Here is a 20,092-nt window from a genome sequence, read left to right as displayed (position 1 = left end):
ATCTCGTCATCGCACATTTTGACGGCCTAGTCCTTCGACAACAGTCGCAGAATTCGCCTGTCGTGGCTCACCCGAATCACCTCCGCGATCTCGAGACGAGCCGCGTCGGGATGCGCCGGATTCAGCAGGAAGTTGGTCGCGGGCAAGATGGCGCTTGGCACTTTCAACAACGCAGTCGCTCCGCCGGCAAGCCACTCGGTGCCGGCCGACTGTGTCCATTGCGCATCGGCGCGCCAGTTCTCGGGGTATCGGCTTCACGCAATTCGGCGACTGCGATGTCGGCGGGGACTTCAACACGCAATAACTGATAGGAGTCCGGCACTCGTTCCGAATGGCTCAGATTCTGGTGAACGAGGATTTCGAGCAAGGCCGAGGCCGGGTGTTCCGCGAGATACACGACCGGCTGCCCCGCGAAATGCCAGCGGCCTGGCGCACGCAGCCCACCGATGCCTCTCAGATCTGCATAGTTGCTGATACGCCATAACTCCATCAGCCGAAGTACCCTTCGTCGAGTTGCACCAGTGCTTCTTCGACCAGGCGCGCGCCGTGTTCGGTGCTAGCCATGTCGAGCGCCGTCTTTCCGCCAAAGCGGCGTTGCGGGCTTCTCAGCCATTGCATCGACTTGTCCTGATTGTCAAAAACCGTGTCGGACTGCGCGACGAGTTTAGCTAGGCGGATGGCTTTGTCGGATTCATCGGTCGAGAGACGTTCCTGATTCTGCCGGCGATGCGTGAGCGTTCGCCGCGGAATGATGAAGCTCAGCTCGTCTGCTTTCAGGCCATGAGCCGACAACCGGTCGATAACGTCAACCGCAACCCGCTCGGCCGCGAGTTCCGCGAGATCCAGTCCGGAGTGGATCGATGCATCGAGCAACTCGGTGAGCAGCGCGAACTCGGCCCGCTTTGGATTGACGGACCCGGTGGGTTTGAAAACGACGGCGGTCATGGTGAAAGTCCTGTTTGGCAATTTGCTCATTCATTATAGGCATTTTGCCGAGGTAGTGCGAGACGTGTCTATATCGACTCGCCAGCGCCTTGGGACGACGCTCGCGCGCCCATGATTCGCGCGAGGTTGATCTCGATCCAGTCAGCCAACGAACTCACTTGCCGTGCGACCTCTTCGCCGAGCGGCGTCAGCCGATAGTCAACGTGTGGCGGCACCACGTCGTACGAAGTCCGCACGACAAATCCATCCGCAGCCAGCCACTGCAACGTCTGCGCGAGCATCTTTTCGCTCACACCGTCGACTTTGCGGCGCAAATCGCTGAAACGACACATTTGTTCATCCAGCAACACCATGAGCACAAGCACGCCCCATCGGCTGGTCACATGCTTGAGCACCTCGCGCGACGGGCAATCCGCCGAAAGCAACTCGCCCCGGCGAACCAGCTCGGACAGAGGCACTGCGTCCGCTGTCATTTCAATGTTGGAATTCATTGATACTTACCTCGGCGTACGTACTTACGAAAAGTTAGTTTATCCGATACCTTGCGGATTCGGTTGTTTCCCGCGCCGCTTTCAATCTCCGCTTTCCATCATTCAAGGAGTCGTCTCATGATCGCTGTCACCGGAGCTACCGGCCAACTCGGCCGTCTCGTTATCGAAGCATTGCTGAAAACCGTGCCTCCAGCGCAGATCGTCGCTGCAGTCCGCAGTACGGAAAAGGCCGCCGATCTTGCGGCTCGCGGGGTCCAGGTCAGGCGCGCGGATTACAACGAGTCCGCCACGCTCGACGACGCTTTCACCGGCGTGAAAAAGTTGCTGCTGATTTCATCGAATGAGCTAGGCAAGCGCGGCACTCAGCATCGTGCGGCTATTGATGCAGCGCGCCGTGCCGGTGTCGAACTGATCGCGTACACCAGCTTGCTTCACGCCGATACTTCGCCGCTCGGTCTCGCCGGCGAACATCGTGAAACCGAAGCGGCGTTGCGCGAATCGATGGTGCCGTTTGCCGTGCTGCGTAACGGCTGGTACACGGAAAACTACACGGGCAGCCTGGCGCCGGCGCTCGAACACGGCGCGATTCTCGGTGATTCGGGCGATGGCCGGATTTCATCGGCGGCGCGTGTTGACTATGCCGAGGCGGCTGCCGTGGTACTGACCAGCGATGCGCAATCAAGCGGCATCTACGAATTAGCCGGCGACACGGCTTATACCCTTGCCGAATTCGCGGCAGAAGTAGCAAAGCAGTCGGGCAAGCCCGTGGCCTATCGCGACATGTCCGAGGCCGAGTACAAGGCGGCGTTGATCGGCGTCGGTTTGCCCGAGCCCGTTGCCGCGCTGATCTCCGACTCCGGGACAGGCGCCGCGAAAGGCGCCCTCTTCGATGACAGCCGCCAATTGAGCAAACTCATCGGCCGTCCGACAACACCGCTGGCTTCGGTCATTGCGGCGGCGCTGGCGAAGTAATCAGCTTTGAATGCGCGCAGCCCAGATACATGGGTTGCGCGACTTACATCGACGCGGCGTTCTCCGAGTCGGCATGGAGAAAGATACTTATCAGATATAGCGTTTTTTGTTGTCAAACCAGCCCTACGCTGGTAGCCTCCCTTCAAGCTATTGAAACCAAAGCATAAATAACTCATGTTGGCTGCTCCGAACCCGCCATCCACACGCAACGCCGAAAGCCGTACGTCAATAAAGCGGCTCACGCGCGAGCATTTCGCGTTGTATCGCGGGTATCTGGACGGCGTATCGGTCGAGCAATTGCACGCTACCTATGGCGATGCCACCACCGACGTTCGCGCCACGCGGCGCCTTATCGGGCTTTTGCGCGACACGCTCTCCAGCGCAGCGCGCCGGACTCGGGATGTCGAGGCGACACACCTTCTACGCCTGCGTCCCGGCAGCATCCCGGAACGCATCGCCGAAAGCGTCACGCCGACGCTCGAGGCGTATCGCGAGGCCATCGATCCACACGGATTTCACAGCGAAGCTGAATTGCTCGAGCTTTATCGGGCGGAGTATTCGCAGGAAAACTTCCCGCTTGACCGGCGGGCGTCGCGCAACGCACGGCTGCGGCGCCGGCAGGCTGACGCGCTCGCCCGGATGGAAAGCAGTCTGGTGCAAGCTCCGCAGCCCAGTCATCCTGTATCGAGCTGGCTCGAACCCGCGATCGCCGACCGGTTGCAACGCGCACATATATATACGCTGGCTGATTTGCTGGGGTTTATCGAACGCCGGGGTCATCGCTGGCATACCGGCGTCGAGCGAGTCGGCCCCAAGGCGGCGCAGCGCATTACGGACTGGCTTTCGCTTCACACGGATTCGCTACGTCATACCCTTTCAAAGCGCGCCGTCACGCCCCGTCGACGCTTGCCCGGCAATGATCCGGCGCTTGCTAGGCCTCGCGTAACCGGCATCGTCCCGCTCGAAGCGCTTGAAGTCCCGCACGAACTGGACGGCTCGGCGGGCATTAATCGCGCTGACCAGACTCCCTCGGATGCCGGATTCCTCACCGATCTGCAGGCAATCGACGCGTGGCTCACAAGCGTTCAGCGCAGTGTGCACACGGTCCGAGCGTACCGGCGCGAAGCTGAACGGCTGCTTCTCTGGGCAATTCACACGAAAGAGAAGGCGCTCTCTTCACTCGATAGCCCCGATTGCGCGGAGTATATCGAGAGCTTTTTGACCGATCCACAGCCTGCCGCCCAATGGGTCGGCGGCGGGAAAATCGAGCGGACGCACCCTGATTGGCGCCCGTTTATTGGCGGCCTTTCGGAGCGCAGCCGCGAAACAGCTCGGGCGATTCTGCACGCAATGTGCGAATGGCTCGTGAATCAACGCTATCTGGCAAGCAATCCGTTCGTGTGCTGCGCACCGGTTACGACCGGGCCGCGGATCGACGTCGCCGGACGGTCTCTAAGCCACAGCCAGTGGCGCGCCATAGTCCAGGCGAGCACGCGCGTCCTGTATTCAGGCCAGGAATTGCGGGATTTTTTGGCCTTGAGCCTGGCTTACTCAACAGGATTGCGACGCGCGGAGCTGGCCGGCGCCAGCACCGGCCAGCTCACGCAGGCCACGTCACTTGAACCGGGCGGCGACCGTTGGCATCTGGTAATCATCGGAACACGCCGTTCGGATCGCCGGATCCCAATCCCGGATTCCGTCATGGCCTTGCTGATCGCCAGCCTGCAGGCTCGTGGTCTGCCAGGAAATCCGGCGAAATGTGCATCGGACACGCCGCTGCTCGCGAACTCCCGCACTGGACGCGCTCTTACGCCTGACGGAATCGGACAGATTTTTCGCCGTCTGCTTCTGGGGCCGAAGCCGGGAATGGCGCACGCTCTCCTATCTGCAGATGCGAAGTCTCGCAATCCAAGTACACACTGGATCCGGCATACTCACTCACATCATGCGCTCGAACGAGGCGCGGATTGCCGGGAGATTCAAGCCCGCCTTGGCCATGCGCACCTCTCGACCACGCGGCTTTATCTCAGGGCCGCAGCCGTTGGAGCGAATCAAAGCCGGTAAATCGCGCCCTTTTTTGCCCGCGTTCGCCCCGGAAATCACTCATTTCGCCTTGATTCTGCAGATCTAAAGCGGCTTGCGATGCCCCCTTCCGCTCAAGTCGTTTCTCATCTTTTCCCCTCAATCCCATTGCCCGCGTGCCTTTCCGGCTGTCGAGGTGCGGCAAAGTTTACTTGCGTTTACTCCGTATACCTCTTAGTCTTCGGTTACCGTCGGTTCTACCTTTTAAGGGAGAATCCACGTTTTTGGTAGAACCAGCACCACCGGGAAGAAACACATGGATATCAACCTTTCGACGCCGCCTATAGAGGTGACGCCGGATGATCTCGTCAATTTAGCGGCCCGTTCCGCGAAAATGCTCGAGCGAATTCGCACGCAGATGCTTCAACCTTTTCCGCGGAAGGTTGCCCCGGTGTTTCCGAGCGGCAAGCTTCAGGAACTGTGCGGTATAGATAAAGCCCGCTTCTCCTATCTGATCAAGAAAGGTGAGCTTCCGCAAGGGACGCAAGAAAAGCCGGGCGCTGCACGGCAGTTCACGTTGGCCGAGACCATTGAATGGGTGCGGGCTGAACGCAAGCCAAGGCAACGTCCGGAGGGCAAAAAAGGCAAGGTTATCGCCATTGGCAATTTCAAGGGCGGTGTAACCAAGACCACGACATCCATGGTGCTTGCGCAGGGCCTGTCGTTACGGCACGGCCGTCGCGTGTTGCATATAGACATGGACCCGCAGGGCAGTGCGACCACGCTGTATGGAATCAATCCACACGCTGAGATCAATGGCGACCAGACCATTCTGCCCTTGATCGAAGCTTATGTGAGCGGCGAGAGCTTCAGCATGAAGGGCCTTCCAATGCAAACGTATTGGGAAAATCTCGACCTCATTCCGTCCTCCACTGACCTGTTCAATGCTGAATTCATGCTGCCGGCGCGCGTCCATGCGTCGCCCAGCGCCAAATTTTGGAACGTATTGAATGACGGTCTGGAAGAACTCAAGGATGAATACGACTACATCATCATCGATACTGCGCCGACGCTGAGCTATCTCACCATCAATGCGCTGTTTGCCGCTGATGGCGTGATCGTTCCGGTGATGCCAGACACGCTTTCGTTTGCATCGATGGTCCAGTTCTGGTCGCTTTTCTCCGACATGGTTTCCGGAATGAAGCAGTTCGGAGAGTCGGCCGACGAAGCCAAGGTGTTCGATTTCATCGACATCCTCGTGACTCGCATGCCCAACAAGGCTAACGCCTCGATCGTGCGTGACTGGGTTATCACCACGTACGGTGAGCGCGTCCTGCCGGTAGAGATTCCGGAAACGGACCTTGCACGCACGACCACGAACGACTTCTCCACTGTCTACGACTTCCCCAATTACGACGGCAACGCGGCGACGCTACGGCGCATTCGCGTGCCCTACGACCAGGTTGTGGATTTGATCGACAGCAAGGTTTGTTACCTCTGGGACAAGGAGTAAGCATGTCTACAGCAGCGAAACAAAAGGCAAAGGCCGCAGGCATCCGTCTCGACGACGACAGCATGGATACACCTTCAGAACCTCTTGCTCCGCGCACTGCGCCGGGACAACTGATCGGGCTGCAAGGTCGCGTGCACAGCCAGCAAGCCGAAATCGAAAAACTGAAACGGGCGCTCGAGCAGCGCGCGCCGGGCAAGCTTCCGCTCGAAAAGCTTCATGAAATCCCAGGTCGCCGACGCCGCCTGACAAGCGCGGAATACGCCGAGCTCAGAGCCAACTTGACGGCGTACCCGCTCGCCCAGCCGATCACGGTTCGTGAGCGGCCGGACGGCGAATACGACATCGTGGCCGGGCATAACCGCGCTGCGGTTTATCGTGAGCTGGGCCGAACGGAAATCGACGGCATCGTGCTCGACATCGACGATTCGATGGTCGAGTACGCCGCATTCTTCTCCAACCTTCTTTCGCCCACGCTATCGGACTTCGAGAAATTCTGGGGCTTTAAATCGCTCCAGGAATCCACCGGAATCACGAAAGAGGAACTGGCGAAAGCAGCGGGCATTAGCGATTCGCACGTCGGCCGGATCATGAAGTTCGACCTCCTGCCCAACGAAAGCAAGGATTTGCTGGCGACTTGCCCGGAGCGCCTGGGTAGCAACGCTGCGGAACAAATGGCCAAGGCGGTTGCAGAGGGTCGCGAAGACAAGGTGAAAGCGGCAATCGAGCGGTTAGTTAGCGACAACACTTTCACGCAAGCACAGGCAGTTGCCGCAACGAAAGCGGATCGCGCCCCTCGCGATCGTCATGAACCCATGGTGATTCGACGCGGCGCCAGGAAGGTTTGCCAAATTTCCGCCCGCAACGGCGTTGTTGGCGTGTCCTTTTCTGGAAGCGCTGCAGATGAAGCCGATCAATGGGCAGAAAAGATTCGAGTGTTTATTGAAGCAGAACTCGGAAAGCAGTGATCCCTACTAGGGAACTGATTGAAATCAACGAGTTAGCCACACCGAGGGCGAATCCCTGGAAAGTCTGAGCGGGAACTCAGGTTCTCCCTACTAGGGAAGCCTTATTAATCATGGATTTAGCTTAACGATCGAGAGCAATGATGATCTGATCTGAGACACAAAAGACAAAAGCCTTCGGCGGGAACCGAAGGCTTTTGATTTAACCGGGCTTCGCTGTCGCTTGCCCACTGCTGCACTTCTCCGACGGGAATCGGATAAAGGCCCAACACCTCGAAGTGTAGCGGATAGCGATCGGCAGTCAAGCGTTTCTCTTCCATTTTCCAAGAAATGGACGTGTGACATGCTTATCGCGCAACATTCCGTTGCTGGCGAGGGGGTCGTGTGCCCTCTCCCACTTCACAACGATTCCGTCAGTACCGATCAAATCGCGCTGAATGAATTTCTAGCAGGTCAATCGAACCTTCCCTGGGTCGTGTTCCGAGCAGCGCATCGTGCGGCAAATTATCCGACGCTTCCAGCACGAGCACGAGCCGTATTGGCTGCGCTCGCGCGAACCGTCGATGCCAACGACCCCTACGCATCCATATTCGCTCGCCGAGAATTACTCACGGGTCGAGCCATGCAATCAATGCGGACGTTCTACCGGAGTCTGGACGATCTCGAGACAGCGGGCTTGATTGAACGCGCTCCCCAGAAACGCTATGGCACCGCTGGCTTGTTCGGCCGAGCCTATCTTCATTTGACCGAGCGCTCGGCAATGGTCCTGGGATACATCTCCGCGTCCGTTGAAACTGAGTCTGCTGAAGAGCCCGCTGAATCGCAGGATAGCCGTCCCGCTGTACTGGATTCAACGTTTGAGACCCCGTGTGTCAGCGTGGCAGACGGAGCTATATATAAGGATCTATTCCCTAAGAATCAAAAGAGACAACCAGGACGCCTCCCTGCCGACCTCGAACGCCTGCTGAGCTTGGGTTTTCGTCAATTTTTGATTTTCAAACTGATGCGCGAAGCGAAAACGCACGCCAAGTTGCTTTCCGATGTTGTTGAAGCAACCTGGGACCATCTGAAGCAAGCCAAGCGCCCCATAAGTTACTTGCGGGCACTGCTGCGCTCGCCTGTCGACTTCAGTCATCAGATCCGCGCAAAGCATGCGGCCGATGAACGCAAAACGCGCGAAGCCAAGCACGCCGCACAGGTCGAACTCAGTGTTAGTGAATCCGCCGGGAAGACGTTCATCGATAACGAGGAAAGCAAACTCATCGTAGTTTCGAGCGATGCACAATCGATCTCGGTTCACTACCGTCGGGAAGTTTCGCCGCGTGTTGCAACCGGCCAGTGGGCTGAATCGTTCGTCGCAGCGATCAGGACGAACACGCTGAAAGAAGCGACCTTCGAGCAGATTAAAGATTTCCAGCGAAATCGGCCGAATGCCGTTATCCGACCCGTGGATGCGCAAACCGAAGCAACCGCAGAAGCGCAAGCGCGCACTCGAACCGCTGATATCGGCGACCGACTCAACGAAATGAAACGTACACTCAGGGCCGCGTGCGCCGGTGTCTCTCGTGCTGCCAAGGGCGGATTTCCCGACGACGATCGATCACAGAATCGCGCCGGTAAGCCGAAAGGGTATGGTGTTCAAGCGGTCGTTTAGACCGACGCCGACACCAGTTTGAAATTGTCGACTTCAAGACTGCCGCCAGCGTGGATAGATTTAGGTCTCTCGCCATGAACCCCTCTCGAGTCGATGGCATGGCTTAAAAACGAAAGTGAATCGATTAATGACGAACAGCCAAAAACAGAAGATTAGTAACTAAGGAACTCAACAAAGTTTCTCTTCCATGGATCCGCCAAAGAGCGCGAGAAGCACCTTTAGGAAGTCAACTGCACAAGAAAAGCCTCGTCGATCAATGACAGCCGCAACCAACGCCAACTTGACTGATTGTATGACAGTCATACAATGATCAACATCAGGCAATGATGTTTCGAGTACTGGCGGGCATCACGTCAAACCGCCTGACCAGCAGAGGAGCGAGGCGATGGAGACGACGTGAATCGCCCGCAACGTACCGGTTTATAGGACTGCGCATGATGGGCAGTCCCCTTGGCGAATGTTTATCGAAGGCGGGTTACGAGCTTTTCGTGGCCGACGCTGACGTGAACCGGGTCACTGGAATATCGGGCAGAAGTGGGATGATTTGTCTTACTTCGCTCGGACGGTGTTTCAACATTGGCTTTTTACACGGTTTTAAGGGATGAAGATCGAGTATGGTGCGCGATGAACTTTGTCAGACGGGAAGACAATAATGTCAGTCGATATAGGTTTGGTGCGACCGGAAACGTTGCGTCACCAGGTGGAAAACGTGATTCGACAGGCCATCGTGTCTGGGCGTTTTGCACCGGGCGCGCGGCTGATCGAACGCGAGTTGTGCGAAACGCTGGGCGTGAGTCGAACGTCAGTCCGGGAGGCGTTGCGACGGCTCGAAGCGGAGAAGCTTGTGCTCAGCGTGCCGCACAGAGGGCCTGTTGTCGCGATCATGTCGAAGCAGGAAGCGACGGAGCTTTACGCTATTCGCGGGTTGCTGGAAGGTTTTGCCGCGCGGGAATTTGCGCGCATTGCGGACGATGCCGCGATTGTTCGGTTTGGCGAGAAAGCCAAGGCGTTGCGCGTGCAGGCGCTGGCTCAGGACCGGGCCGGCGCGCTCAAGGCGAAGACCGAACTCTACGATGTGCTGCTGGACAATTGCGGCAATGGCCTCGTGAAGGAAATCCTCACGACTCTCTATTCGCGCGTGAATCTCTTGCGCGCAACATCACTGATGCACCCCGACCGTTTGCCGACCAGCCTCCGCGAAATCGATGAATTGTTCAAAGCTTTGAAAGCGCGCGATGCAAGCGCGGCGGAAGCTGCGGCGCGTTTGCATGTGTCGAATGCGGAAAAAGCTGCAATGCGCATGCTCGATGAGGCGGACGGCGAAGCCGAATAGCGTCCTGGCTGTAGATCAGAGAATGGGGCCGTTTGCTCGAGAGCAAACGGCCCCTTGTCACGCGCGGTCAACTGATACGGCTCAATGACCGAAGTAGATCGTGTGATTGCTGTCCGACGGGCCCGTCTGCGCACGGATGCCAGATGCTGACGTGCCGCTCATGGACGGGCCGTAAGACGTCGCTGCTACACCACGCTCATCCTGTACGCGCTGCTCGGCGGCTTGCGTCTTGGCAGGATATGTCGTGCGGTCCTCGGCGGGGGTGTAACCCGCCTGTTCCATTTGCTGCAGATCGCTTTTTACGGCTGAGCGTGTGACTTGTGTGTTGTCCTGAGCAAATGCCAATGCCGGCGCAGCCAGCGCGGATGCAATTACAACTGCGGGAATGAGTGACTTGATCATGATCGACCTCCTTTAAATGTTGTTGTAGAGGTATATGCAAACAGCAGGCCAGCTCAGCACTCGCTTAAATGCCTTAAATGATTTAAGCAAAAAAGGGCAACATTTGCGGCCTGGCAAAGCCCTTTGGCCAGTCTTTGTTGCGGGTCTGGCAACGCTACGATCTGTCTGACAAACGCATTAGCGTCGCGAATTACACGCTCACTGCAAACCTTGGCAGCTTCCTGAGCTTCCCACGATATATCCATGCTCGACATCTTTATTTCGATAACTTGTTTTTGAAAATGGCTGCAAGCGCCTACGATGACTTCATGAACGCATCAATCCGATACTGTGAGCAGCTCACATCCGACGGTCATGATCCTCGACGATCCCAAAACTCGCGCATCCATTCCGCTCGCCACGCCTGAATCCGCCACGCCCATCGCCCGCGGTGATGACGCGTACGAACGAATCCGCCGCGACGTGCTTTCCTGCAAGCTCATGCCTGGTTCGACGGTCACCGAGAGCCAGTTGATGAGTGAGTACGAGATCGGCAAGACGAGCTGCCGTATTGCCCTGGTGCGCCTTGCACATGAAGGATTCGTGCGCTCGCTGCCGCGGCAGGGATACCGCATCGCGCCGATCACGCTGAAAGATGTCGAAGAAGTGTTTGCGCTACGTGTTCAACTCGAGCCGCTGGCTGCGCGTCTCGCATGTGGCCGAGTGGATGTGGAACTGCTGAGACGCCTGGAAGCTGCGTGTCGCGTGCCACATCCGGAGCGTGCGCTGTCCGCGCAGATCGATGTGTTCCTCGACGCCAACCGCGAGTTTCATCTGGCCATCGCAGCGGCAAGCGGCAACGAACGCCTGCATCGGACGCTGGCAAGCCTGCTTGATGAAATGTCGCGTCTCGTGGCCCTGGGTTTTGGCGTTCAGGGTACGAAGCCCGAAATCAAACACGATCACAACGCGATGATCGACGCGTTTATCGCCGGCGATGAACGCCGCGCCGAGACGATTGCGCGCCGTCACATCGAGACGTTCCAGAGCATGACAATGGAGAAGGTGTACGCAAGCCTCTCGAGCGCGGGCGCATCTCTGCCGCTCTACACGGTCGCGGAGTTACGCCGATGAGCGCTGCGATTTCCCTTCGCGGCGTAGGCAAGCATTTTGGTTCGCTGCAAGTACTGGATGGCGTTTCCTTCGATGTCGCCCGGAGCGAGATCGTCGCGTTGCCCGGCACGTCAGGTTGCGGCAAGAGTACGCTGCTCAACATCATTGCAGGATTGATAGAGCCGGGCGCGGGCGACTTACGAATAGACGGTAAGGAAACCGAAGGAACCAGGGATCGCCACGCGCTTTCCTACATGTTCCAGGAAGACCGCTTGTTGCCGTGGCGCACGGCACGCGCAAACGCTGAGTTCGGGCTGGAGGCCGCGGTCCCGGCCATCCCCGCGCACGAACGCCACGCGCGTGCGAGCGCGGTGCTCGATCTCGTCGGGCTGCAAGGTTTTGCCGACGCCCATCCGCATCAGCTATCGGGCGGCATGCGCAGTCGTGTCGCATTGGCCCGCAGTCTGGTCACCGGTCCGCGCATCCTGTTGATGGACGAACCGTTTTCCAAGCTCGATCCGCACATGCGCACGCAGATGCATGAAGAATTGCTGCGCATTCACGCTATGCAAAACATGACCGTGCTCTTCGTCACGCACGACGTGGAGGAAGCGATCGTCCTTGCGGACCGTGTAGTGGTGCTCGCGCCGCGTCCGGGACGCGTGCGCGAGATCGTCAGCGTCGACTTGCCGCGTCCGCGCAGCGCGACTGACCCCGCCGTCGCCGAAGCGATCCGCCAATTGCGTCTCTTGATCTGACCTATGTCCACTGTCCCACGGAGTTCGTTCGCCTCGACTGTTGTGCAACGCGTTGCGCTTGTCGTGCTGCTGCTGGCCGCCTGGTGGCTCGCTTCGCTGCGCATGCCGCAATTTGTGCTGCCCGGGCCGCAGAGAGTCGCTCACGCGTTTGTTGCGCTCGTGCAAAGCGGTACTTTCTTCGATGACCTCGGCGTCACGCTGTATCGGGTCGTCGGGGGATTCCTGCTGGCGGCAATCGTGGGCGCACCACTTGGCATTGCGCTCGGATCGAATCCGCGCATCGCGCATTTTCTCGAGCCGCTGCTATCGATCGTGAATACGGTTTCATCGGCGATATGGGCCGTGTTCGCAATCATCTGGTTCGGCATCTCGAATGCGACCACCATCTTCGTTGTGTTCATGACCGCCATGCCGCTGATCCTGACCAATGTATGGCAAGGCGCGCTGACCGTGGATGGCAACCTCGTCGAACTGGCCCGCAGCTTTCGCATGTCGCAGACGCAGATCATGCGCAAGATCTTTCTGCCGACCATCCTGCCGCATTTCTTCGCCGGCGCGCGTCTTGCGTTTGGTTTTGGCTGGCGCGTGTCGCTGGTCGCAGAGACCATCGGGTCATCGAACGGGATTGGATATCGCTTGCGGCAAGCAGCGGATCTCGTGCAGACGGACCAGGTTTTCGCATGGACCGTGACGCTCGTTGTCTTGATGCTCGCACTCGAAGCCGGGGTGCTGAAGCCGCTCGAGCGCCGCCTGTTTCGATGGAAAAAGACCGACTGAACCAATGGGGATCGAGAAGATGAAATGTTTTGATTTATTCAGGAGAGCGGTGCTTTCCGCAGTCATCGCTGGAGGCACGACATTGGGTGCTGTGCAGGCGGCGCACGCGGAACCCATGCGCATAGGCTACTGGACGAGCGGCGTAAGCCTCGGTTTCGGCGCGGTCCTGGAAGCGCAGAAGTTCCTGCAGCAACGTGGTCTGGACGTGACATTCGTCCATTTCTCCGATGTCAACGCGCCCAATCGCGCACTGGCCGCGAATGCGATCCACTTTGCTTTCGCCGCGCCGGCATCGGCTGTCTTCAGCACCGCTGCTGAGGGCGTGCCGCTCAAGATCGTGCTCGCGACACAACCCGCCGACGTCGAATTCGTCGCGCCCGAAGATTCGCCCATCAAGTCGCTCGCCGACTTGCGCCGCAAGAAAGTCGGCATGTCGCCGCCGGGCAGTTCGGTTGCATCGATAGCAACCGCCGTCCTTCAGGGCAACAACGGCATCAAGCCGACTGATTTTTCGATCGTGCCTGGAAACGAAGGGCGCCTCGCGCAGTTCCTCGTGCAAAAACAAGTCGATGCCGCTGCGTTGCGCTCCGTGACCATCGCGCAATTGAAGGAGTTGAAGGTGAAGCGCCTGGGCAGTTTTGGGGGCGAATGGAAGAAGCTCACGAAGTCCGACGCGACGCCGTATATCGGTGTGAGCGCAATCCGCGCGGACTATCTCAAACAGCATCCGCAGGACGTGGCAAAGCTGATTGCGGGCATGCGCACTGCGTTGCAATGGGGCGCGGCGCATCAGGGCGATGTCGCCGCGATCCTGCAGAAGAGCGCGAACTTGCCGGCCGAGGACGCACAAGCGTACGCGGCGCGCTGGTCGGACATCAATCGTGTGACCTTCGAGCCTATCGATCTGGAAACGCTAAAACGCGAGCATCAGATCTTCGTGGACGGTGGCGTGATCAAAGGCGCGCTGCCCGCCGATCTCTTCGACACCGCGCCCTACGCCGCATCGAAATCAATTCAGTAACGTGGAGAAGACACTGTGACAACTGCAATTCAATCGACCATGAAAGCGCTTGTGTTGAACGAGCATGGCGATCTCGATCAACTGCATGTCATCACCGACAAACCGGTGCCGAAAGCCACGCCCGGGCATGTGGTGATCCGCGTGCGCGCATCGTCGTTCAATTATCACGATGTATTCACCGTGAAGGGCATGCCCGGAATCAAGGTGCCGTTTCCGGTCGTGATCGGCCTGGATATGGCCGGCGACATTGCGGAAGTGGGCGAGGGCGTCGATGGCTGGAAGCCGGGGGATCGCGTGCTCGTGAACCCGTTGTATCCCGAGAAAGGCCTGATGGGCGAGATGCTCGATGGCGGCATGGCGCAATACTGCCTCGTGTCTGTCGGCCAACTGATTGCGTTGCCCGACGCCGTCAGCTACGACGCCGCGTCTGCGTTGCCGGTCGCATATGGCACGGCGCACCGCATGCTGGTCACGCACAAGACCGTGAAAGCCGGCGACCGGGTACTGATTCTCGGCGCGAGCGGCGGGGTGGGTACGGCCTGCATCCTGATCGCGAAGCAACTGGGCGCAGAAGTGATCGCGTGCGCGGGCAGCGACGAGAAGTGCGAGCAGCTAAAAGCGCTAGGCGCCGATCAAACGGTGAACTACAAGACTACGGACTTCTCGAAGTGGGCCATCGGACAGTACGGCAAACCGCAGCGGCGGACCTATGACGGTGGTGTTGACGTAGTGGTGAACTTCACCGGCGGCGACACATGGGTGCCATCGCTCAAATGCCTGAAGCGCGGCGGCACGTTGCTCGTATGCGGTGCAACGGCCGGACATGCGCCGGCAGAAGACCTGCGATACATCTGGAGCTTCGAGCTGAAGATTATCGGCTCGAACAGTTTCTACGATGAAAACCTGCGTGCGCTGCTCGACCAGATCGCCACCGGCGAGCTCGTGCCGGCCATTGACCGAACCTTGCCGCTCGAAGAAGCGGCCGAAGGCTTGCGGCTCATTCGCGACCGCGAAGTGTTGGGCAAGGTCGTCGTCAATCCGTGAATGTAAAGTTGAGTCGAGAGGACATCATGAGCGAAACAACATTGCCGAGTGCGCAGGAAATCGAGGCGCGCCTTCGGCGTGGCCCGTTCCACGAATGGCTTGGGCTGAAAGTGGTATCAGTCGGTGAAGGCGAGATTGAATTGACCGCCACATGGCGCGAAGAATGGGTCGTGAACCCCGACAAGGGTTATACGCACGGCGGCATTCTCGCGGCGCTCGTGGATCTGGCGGCGGACTGGGCGCTGGTGTCGAAGACAGGGCGCGGCGTGCCGACCATCGATTTGCGTGTGGACTATCACCGTGCCGCGTTCAAGGGCGATCTGACGGTGAAGGGCAAGGTGATCAAGTTTGGATCGCAAGTGTCTGTTGCCGAGGCGCAAGTCTTCGACAAGGACGGCAAGCTGGTCGCGAGCGGACGCGGGGCATATTCAACGGTGACGGCATCGCCGGCAACGTGATGCTTGCGCTCGATCACCTGGTCATCAACACGCGCTTCGATACCGACGCCGCTCAAACTGTCTTCGAGCAACTCGGCTTCACGGTCGCGCCGCGCGGATATCACACGCTCGGATCGATCAACCATGCGATCGTATTCGGCGATCACTATCTCGAACTGATCGGGTTGCCCGCCGACGGCAAGACCGTGCGCGAGGAAATCCTCAACAGTCCACTAGGCGCAGACGGTCTCGTGTTTCGTACGGATGATCCCGCCGCGACTTTCGCGAGCTTGCAACAGGCGGGCTTCGAGGCCACTGCGCCGCAGACGTTCTCAAGGCCGGTCGAGTGTCTTGGCGATGCACGATTTACTACGGTGCGCCTGAAGCCCGGCCAACTCGATGGCGGCCGCGTCTACTTTTGTCAGCACCTGACCCCGAGTTCGTGTTTCGCGATGAATGGCAGCATCATCCGAACGGTGCAACGAGCCTGAGTGCACTGCATCTGATCGATGCAGCGCCCGAACCCTATGTGCAGCTTGGCGAAATCGCGGCGGGCTTCGAACTGGTGTACTGGACGCGCAAGACTTTCGACGAGCATTTCGGCGCAATGGCCTCGCACATCGGGTCGCGTGGGCCACATGGCCCACGTTATGCGGGGATCACCGTGCGTACGCCGACGTGGCAATCCTTGGAACAGAAAGCGAAAACGGCCGGGCTGCCCGTTCAGGTTGACGCGGACCGCGTGCTCGTTGCATTACCCCGCTTCGATACCTTGCTGGAATTCAAGCCATGACGTTCCCCACCAATCTTGGTGCCTTGATTGCCCATGACGATGAAAACAGGGACGCCGTCGCTATCATCGGCCTTGACGAAGCATTCAACGCGGATGAATACACGTTCGCGGAACTCGATGCCATCGCAGACGCCGTCGCGCATACGCTTCGCCGCCACTACGCGCGCGGCGAGCGCATTGCGGTCCTCGGGGCGAACTCTGCCGAATTTATCGCGACCATGCTCGGCATCATGCGCGCGGGTCTTGTCGCCGTGCCGGTCAACTACAAGTTTCCGCGGGCGTTGATCGCAGAAGTCATTGCCGACAGCGGCGCACGCCTTGTATTCAGTGATCCGAAACGTTTTTCTGAGGCACCAGAGTTGTTGCCGCGCGTCGTATTCAAACACCCGGATGATGCGCACGGTTTCGATGCGTTCATCGCTGAGGCAAAGACTCATGACGGTCCGTTCGAGCCGATTGTCCCGCACGAAAACGAAGCTGCGCTGTTCCTCTACACCTCGGGTTCGACAGGCAGGCCGAAGGGCGTTGTGCTTTCGCACGCAAGCCATCTCTGGGTCGTCGAGACGCGCCTGAAAGCACAACCCCTGAAGAACGAACGCGTATTGATCGCCGCGCCGCTTTATCACATGAACGCGCTTGCGCTCGCGTTTCTTGCGCTCGCCGCCCGCGCCACGACCGTGCTGATGCCGGCCTTCAACGCGCGCAATTACATTCGTGCTATCGATACGTATCGATGCACCTGGCTCACCTCCGTCCCGCCGATGATCGCGATGATGCTGCAGGAGCGCGATCTCCTTTCGCAGACGGATTTGTCGTCGGTGCGTTACGTGCGCATGGGTTCGGCGCCCGTCAGCGGCGCGCTGCTCGATCAGATCCATGCCTTGCTGCCGAACGCGAAAGTGATCAACGCATACGGTACGACTGAAGGTGGTCCGGTTGTATTCGGCCCGCATCCATTCGGTTTACCGACACCGCCGCTGGCCATAGGCGTGTCGCATCCGCTGGTGCAGCTTCGCTTGATCGATACAAACGGGCAGCCTGCCGACGAAGGCGAACTCGAGATGCGCAGCCCCGGACTCATGAACGGATATCACAATCGTGCAGACCTTGCGCCGCCGATCACACCGGATGGCTTTTATCGCACGGGCGACGTGTTTCGCCGCGATGAAAACGGCTTCTACACGTTCATCGGACGACGCGACGACATGTTCGTTTCGGGTGGCGAAAACATATTCCCCGGTGACGTCGAGAAGATGCTGGAGCGGCATCCGCTGATCCAGCAGGCGAGCGTGATTCCTGTTGAGGACGCCATCAAGGGCACCAAACCGGTTGCGTTTATCGTGCGCAAACCAGGTGCGCAATTGAGCGCCGAGGCGGTGAAGAAGTTTGCGCTCGAGCACGCGCCGGCGTACCAGCATCCGCGGCAAGTATGGTTCGTCGACGCGTTTCCGCTGGCCTCCACGAACAAGATCGACCGGGCGGCGCTCAAGCGCGACGCGGCGAAGCGGCTGGCGAAGGAACTCTAGGAAAGGGTCTATCAAATTATATCATTGACTTTGATATATTTAAAATTTGATGATATAGTTTGAAATATGAAACCCGATCAGTGGCACTTTTCTCGTCCCGAACTCGCAGCGGGTTATCTCGGCCTGTTTGGACTCGGGTTGTCCTCCGCACGGACCTTGTTTGCCCGCCGTCGGATGGGGAAGACGGAATTCCTGATCAAGGATCTGATTCCCGCGGCGAAGCAGGCGGGTTATCTGACTGCGTATGTGAACCTTTGGGACGACGACGAGGAACCGGCTGGCGCTTTGGTCGGCGCGCTGTATGGCGCTATCGAGCCGAACTGGTGGGCAAAGCTGGCGCGCAAGGCCAATAGTCCCGTCAGGAAGCTGAAGGCGAGTGGCAAGATTCCGGTGTTTGGAGAAGCGTCGGTCGAGGCTGAAATGACGGCTGACGACAAGAAGTTCGTCGGCTCGTTGCTATCTGATGCGCTGAAGGCGTTCGACTCCCAGACAAAGCCGCTGCTTCTGATCATCGATGAAGCTCAGGTTCTCGCCGCTGCGGCGCATTCGAACTTCGCGCATGCGTTGCGCGCGGGGCTCGACGTTCGCAAGGACCGGCTCAAGGTGATCTTCGCGGGCAGTTCGGAGTCGACGCTTCGAACCATGTTCGGTCGCTCATCCGAACCGTTTTTCAACTGGGCGCCGCTCGAGCCGTTTCCGTTGCTCGGACGTGATTTCATCCAGTTCATGGTGAAGAAGGTGAATACGATCACCAAACATCAGCTATCGATGAAACACGCGGTTGCGGCCTTCGACCAGCTCAATAACACGCCCGAATTTTTCCGCCGCTTTCTTGAGCGGCATCTGACGTATCCGTTCGACGGCCCCGAAGCTGCGCTGGAGTTCACGAAGGAACATGTGTTCAACAGCGATCAGTTCAGGCGTCAATGGACGGGTTTGCTGCCGGCCGACCGGGCATTGCTGGGCATGATGGCGAATGGCAAGGTCTCTGATTTTCACGGTCAAGCCGCGCGCGAACAACTTGCCGCCTTGCTCGGACTGCCTGAAGCGCCGCCCGTCAACATGCCTGCGCATTCGCTGCGCCGGCTGCAGGCGGACAATATCGTGACCAAGCTGGCGCACGGTGAATATCGGTTCGAAGACGAGGCGTTTGCGCAGTGGATCCGCGAGCATGGCGCGCTAAATGGCGAGGCTTCGAGCTGACCCCCGCCGCATCCCTCAAAACGAGTGGTTGATCCCCACATACACCCCGGACTGATTGCCACCGGGCGTGGGGTTGTCGGAGCTCGTCTGGCTGTTCGCTTCCAGCGAAAAATTCGCGCCGTTGCTGTTGCGCACAGTTGCCGCCGTTGCATACAGGAAGGTGCGCTTCGAGAAGTTGTAGGTTGTACCGATTTCGAACATGGTCGCGCGTCCGCCGCCCTGCAATGCATCGCCGTTGGTGTTGATATGGAACACGGCGGCGGTCGTCGCGAACACCGGTGTCCATTGATACGTGACACCGCCCCATTCGTGATCGCCCGAAGTCGGGGCGCCCGCAATGGTGGCGTCCGCATGCATGTGCGTGTAGGCGGCCTGCAGTTTGAACTTGCCTACATACGCGTTGATCATCGCGATGTATTCCCGCGAATACAGGAACAGGTCGGAGAACCGGCCATTCGCGTCGCGCATTTCGTCGAAGATGCCGCGGATCTGGAAGTACTGCCGCGTGTAGGTGAGCTGAATGCCGTCGGATCGGCCGTAGTCGGCAAAGGTGCCGTCGGCGTTCTTTTGTCCCTGATTGAAACTGGTGGTGTTGCCAAGCGAGTATTGGCCGAGAACGTCAATGCCATACCAGTTCGGCGATTGATACTGGATGTTGTTGCTGGTCTTGTTCCAGTTGCGGCTGCGTACGAGTGATGCCGACGACCATGCTTGCTGCACAAACGGATCGAAGTCCCACACGCCATTCGATATGGCGAGCATGCGGCCGAGTGTGAACGTGCCGTAGGTATCGTTGGCAATCCCTACGAACGCGTAACGTTGGTATAAGCGGCCGTTGGTGTCGCCGGCGGTGCCGTCGCTGGTATCGATGCCGGATTCCAGCTTGAAGATGGCCTTGTTGCCGCCACCGAGGTCTTCCGAGCCCTTCAGGCCGAACAGGCCCGTGCCCCATTCGCCGCTTGCGAGCCGCCAGCGGCTATGACCGCCGACGTTGCTCATGTACTCCACGCCGTTATCGATACGACCGTACAGCGTGACGCTCGATTGCGCTTGTGCGCCGCTGACACTGGCGCAACCGACAGCGGCTGCGATCCACAGTTTTTTCATCGTCTCCTCCGAAGTACGGAAGCGATCGCCTGCTATGAAT

20 protein-coding genes and 1 pseudogene are annotated in these 20,092 nt (G+C 58.8%); 16 read left to right on the top strand and 5 right to left on the bottom strand.

Features of this window, described 5'->3' with window-relative positions:
• Positions 1-26: 26 nt before the first annotated feature.
• From AXG89_RS36295 to AXG89_RS36285, 3 genes and pseudogenes are all read right to left on the bottom strand, one after another.
• Positions 27-493 (bottom strand): annotated as a pseudogene (locus AXG89_RS36295) (RES family NAD+ phosphorylase).
• On the bottom strand, positions 490-945 hold the full coding sequence (parS, locus tag AXG89_RS36290) for a type II RES/Xre toxin-antitoxin system antitoxin (protein ID WP_062001261.1): 456 nt from the start codon (positions 943-945) through the stop codon (positions 490-492). Before parS ends, AXG89_RS36295 begins: the two are co-directional and overlap by 4 nt.
• Positions 946-1,013: 68 nt before the next feature.
• Positions 1,014-1,436, bottom strand: a complete 423-nt coding sequence (locus AXG89_RS36285) for a winged helix-turn-helix transcriptional regulator (protein ID WP_075358779.1) — start codon at positions 1,434-1,436, stop codon at positions 1,014-1,016.
• A 117-nt stretch (positions 1,437-1,553) separates the two neighbouring features.
• On the opposite strand from AXG89_RS36285, the gene AXG89_RS36280 reads away from it, so the two are divergent.
• The 6 genes from AXG89_RS36280 to AXG89_RS36255 all read left to right on the top strand — a co-directional run bounded on the left by AXG89_RS36280 (position 1,554) and on the right by AXG89_RS36255 (position 9,892).
• Entirely contained in the window at positions 1,554-2,408 is an 855-nt protein-coding gene (locus tag AXG89_RS36280; protein ID WP_075358778.1) for an SDR family oxidoreductase, read from the top strand.
• Positions 2,409-2,582: 174 nt separating this feature from the next.
• Complete coding sequence (locus tag AXG89_RS36275; protein ID WP_075358777.1) at positions 2,583-4,472, top strand: phage integrase family protein; 1,890 nt, start codon at positions 2,583-2,585, stop codon at positions 4,470-4,472.
• A gap of 274 nt (positions 4,473-4,746) precedes the next feature.
• Positions 4,747-5,943, top strand: coding sequence for a ParA family protein (locus AXG89_RS36270; RefSeq protein ID WP_062001265.1), 1,197 nt, complete (start codon positions 4,747-4,749; stop codon positions 5,941-5,943).
• A 2-nt stretch (positions 5,944-5,945) separates the two neighbouring features.
• Positions 5,946-6,908, top strand: coding sequence for a ParB/RepB/Spo0J family partition protein (locus AXG89_RS36265; RefSeq protein ID WP_075358776.1), 963 nt, complete (start codon positions 5,946-5,948; stop codon positions 6,906-6,908).
• A gap of 340 nt (positions 6,909-7,248) precedes the next feature.
• Positions 7,249-8,559 carry a replication protein O gene (locus AXG89_RS36260; RefSeq protein WP_119024780.1) on the top strand — a complete coding sequence of 437 codons (1,311 nt, stop codon included), beginning with the start codon at positions 7,249-7,251 and terminating at the stop codon, positions 8,557-8,559.
• A gap of 652 nt (positions 8,560-9,211) precedes the next feature.
• Positions 9,212-9,892, top strand: coding sequence for a GntR family transcriptional regulator (locus AXG89_RS36255; RefSeq protein ID WP_075358774.1), 681 nt, complete (start codon positions 9,212-9,214; stop codon positions 9,890-9,892).
• Positions 9,893-9,973: 81 nt separating this feature from the next.
• On the opposite strand, the gene AXG89_RS36250 is transcribed toward AXG89_RS36255, so the two are convergent.
• Positions 9,974-10,294: a DUF4148 domain-containing protein gene (locus tag AXG89_RS36250; RefSeq protein ID WP_305954615.1), complete on the bottom strand. Its 321-nt coding sequence runs from the start codon at positions 10,292-10,294 to the stop codon at positions 9,974-9,976.
• 330 nt (positions 10,295-10,624) lie between these two features.
• Here AXG89_RS36250 and AXG89_RS36245 point away from each other — a divergent pair, with 330 nt between their 5' ends.
• From AXG89_RS36245 to AXG89_RS36200, 10 genes are all read left to right on the top strand, one after another.
• A complete protein-coding gene (locus AXG89_RS36245) occupies positions 10,625-11,407 on the top strand; it encodes a GntR family transcriptional regulator (protein WP_236873671.1) in 783 nt (260 codons plus the stop codon).
• Positions 11,404-12,144: an ABC transporter ATP-binding protein gene (locus tag AXG89_RS36240; RefSeq protein ID WP_119024779.1), complete on the top strand. Its 741-nt coding sequence runs from the start codon at positions 11,404-11,406 to the stop codon at positions 12,142-12,144. The genes AXG89_RS36245 and AXG89_RS36240 overlap by 4 nt, the downstream gene beginning before the upstream one ends.
• A gap of 3 nt (positions 12,145-12,147) precedes the next feature.
• Positions 12,148-12,921: an ABC transporter permease gene (locus AXG89_RS36235; protein WP_075358773.1), complete on the top strand. Its 774-nt coding sequence runs from the start codon at positions 12,148-12,150 to the stop codon at positions 12,919-12,921.
• 49 nt (positions 12,922-12,970) lie between these two features.
• Complete coding sequence (locus AXG89_RS36230; RefSeq protein ID WP_236873670.1) at positions 12,971-13,942, top strand: ABC transporter substrate-binding protein; 972 nt, start codon at positions 12,971-12,973, stop codon at positions 13,940-13,942.
• A 39-nt stretch (positions 13,943-13,981) separates the two neighbouring features.
• Positions 13,982-14,986, top strand: a complete 1,005-nt coding sequence (locus AXG89_RS36225) for a quinone oxidoreductase family protein (RefSeq protein ID WP_174363196.1) — start codon at positions 13,982-13,984, stop codon at positions 14,984-14,986.
• Between the two features lie 26 nt (positions 14,987-15,012).
• Positions 15,013-15,444 (top strand): PaaI family thioesterase, encoded by a 432-nt coding sequence (locus AXG89_RS36220; RefSeq protein ID WP_062001273.1) that lies wholly within the window; start codon positions 15,013-15,015, stop codon positions 15,442-15,444.
• The gene (locus AXG89_RS36215) at positions 15,444-15,914 is read left to right on the top strand and encodes a VOC family protein (RefSeq protein WP_119024778.1); all 471 of its coding nucleotides are present in this window, start codon (positions 15,444-15,446) and stop codon (positions 15,912-15,914) included. The genes AXG89_RS36220 and AXG89_RS36215 overlap by 1 nt, the downstream gene beginning before the upstream one ends.
• On the top strand, positions 15,866-16,216 hold the full coding sequence (locus AXG89_RS36210) for a hypothetical protein (protein ID WP_119024777.1): 351 nt from the start codon (positions 15,866-15,868) through the stop codon (positions 16,214-16,216). The genes AXG89_RS36215 and AXG89_RS36210 overlap by 49 nt, the downstream gene beginning before the upstream one ends.
• On the top strand, positions 16,213-17,742 hold the full coding sequence (locus AXG89_RS36205; protein WP_075358771.1) for a class I adenylate-forming enzyme family protein: 1,530 nt from the start codon (positions 16,213-16,215) through the stop codon (positions 17,740-17,742). The genes AXG89_RS36210 and AXG89_RS36205 overlap by 4 nt, the downstream gene beginning before the upstream one ends.
• Positions 17,743-17,808: 66 nt before the next feature.
• A complete protein-coding gene (locus tag AXG89_RS36200) occupies positions 17,809-18,945 on the top strand; it encodes a hypothetical protein (protein ID WP_075358770.1) in 1,137 nt (378 codons plus the stop codon).
• A gap of 15 nt (positions 18,946-18,960) precedes the next feature.
• Here AXG89_RS36200 and AXG89_RS36195 read toward each other — a convergent pair whose 3' ends face one another.
• Entirely contained in the window at positions 18,961-20,052 is a 1,092-nt protein-coding gene (locus AXG89_RS36195; protein WP_075358769.1) for a porin, read from the bottom strand.
• Between the last annotated feature and the right edge of the window lie 40 nt (positions 20,053-20,092).

This window comes from Burkholderia sp. PAMC 26561 (assembly GCF_001557535.2).
Classification (GTDB): Bacteria; Pseudomonadota; Gammaproteobacteria; order Burkholderiales; family Burkholderiaceae; genus Caballeronia.
The sequence above is the reverse complement of the archived record's forward strand: the minus strand, read 5'-3'. Positions and strand labels throughout refer to the sequence as shown.

Bases quoted from the DNA above. Each gene is read 5' to 3' on its own strand.
- AXG89_RS36235 (WP_075358773.1), top strand. From the start codon at position 12,148: ATGTCCACTGTCCCACGGAGTTCGTTCGCCTCGACTGTTGTGCAACGC.
- AXG89_RS36250 (WP_305954615.1), bottom strand. From the start codon at position 10,294: ATGATCAAGTCACTCATTCCCGCAGTTGTAATTGCATCCGCGCTGGCT.
- AXG89_RS36285 (WP_075358779.1), bottom strand. From the start codon at position 1,436: ATGAATTCCAACATTGAAATGACAGCGGACGCAGTGCCTCTGTCCGAG.
- AXG89_RS36200 (WP_075358770.1), top strand. From the start codon at position 17,809: ATGAAACCCGATCAGTGGCACTTTTCTCGTCCCGAACTCGCAGCGGGT.
- AXG89_RS36225 (WP_174363196.1), top strand. From the start codon at position 13,982: ATGAAAGCGCTTGTGTTGAACGAGCATGGCGATCTCGATCAACTGCAT.
- AXG89_RS36270 (WP_062001265.1), top strand. From the start codon at position 4,747: ATGGATATCAACCTTTCGACGCCGCCTATAGAGGTGACGCCGGATGAT.
- AXG89_RS36220 (WP_062001273.1), top strand. From the start codon at position 15,013: ATGAGCGAAACAACATTGCCGAGTGCGCAGGAAATCGAGGCGCGCCTT.
- AXG89_RS36205 (WP_075358771.1), top strand. From the start codon at position 16,213: ATGACGTTCCCCACCAATCTTGGTGCCTTGATTGCCCATGACGATGAA.
- AXG89_RS36265 (WP_075358776.1), top strand. From the start codon at position 5,946: ATGTCTACAGCAGCGAAACAAAAGGCAAAGGCCGCAGGCATCCGTCTC.
- AXG89_RS36215 (WP_119024778.1), top strand. From the start codon at position 15,444: ATGCTTGCGCTCGATCACCTGGTCATCAACACGCGCTTCGATACCGAC.
- AXG89_RS36275 (WP_075358777.1), top strand. From the start codon at position 2,583: ATGTTGGCTGCTCCGAACCCGCCATCCACACGCAACGCCGAAAGCCGT.
- AXG89_RS36255 (WP_075358774.1), top strand. From the start codon at position 9,212: ATGTCAGTCGATATAGGTTTGGTGCGACCGGAAACGTTGCGTCACCAG.
- parS (WP_062001261.1), bottom strand. From the start codon at position 945: ATGACCGCCGTCGTTTTCAAACCCACCGGGTCCGTCAATCCAAAGCGG.
- AXG89_RS36260 (WP_119024780.1), top strand. From the start codon at position 7,249: ATGCTTATCGCGCAACATTCCGTTGCTGGCGAGGGGGTCGTGTGCCCT.
- AXG89_RS36240 (WP_119024779.1), top strand. From the start codon at position 11,404: ATGAGCGCTGCGATTTCCCTTCGCGGCGTAGGCAAGCATTTTGGTTCG.
- AXG89_RS36195 (WP_075358769.1), bottom strand. From the start codon at position 20,052: ATGAAAAAACTGTGGATCGCAGCCGCTGTCGGTTGCGCCAGTGTCAGC.
- AXG89_RS36280 (WP_075358778.1), top strand. From the start codon at position 1,554: ATGATCGCTGTCACCGGAGCTACCGGCCAACTCGGCCGTCTCGTTATC.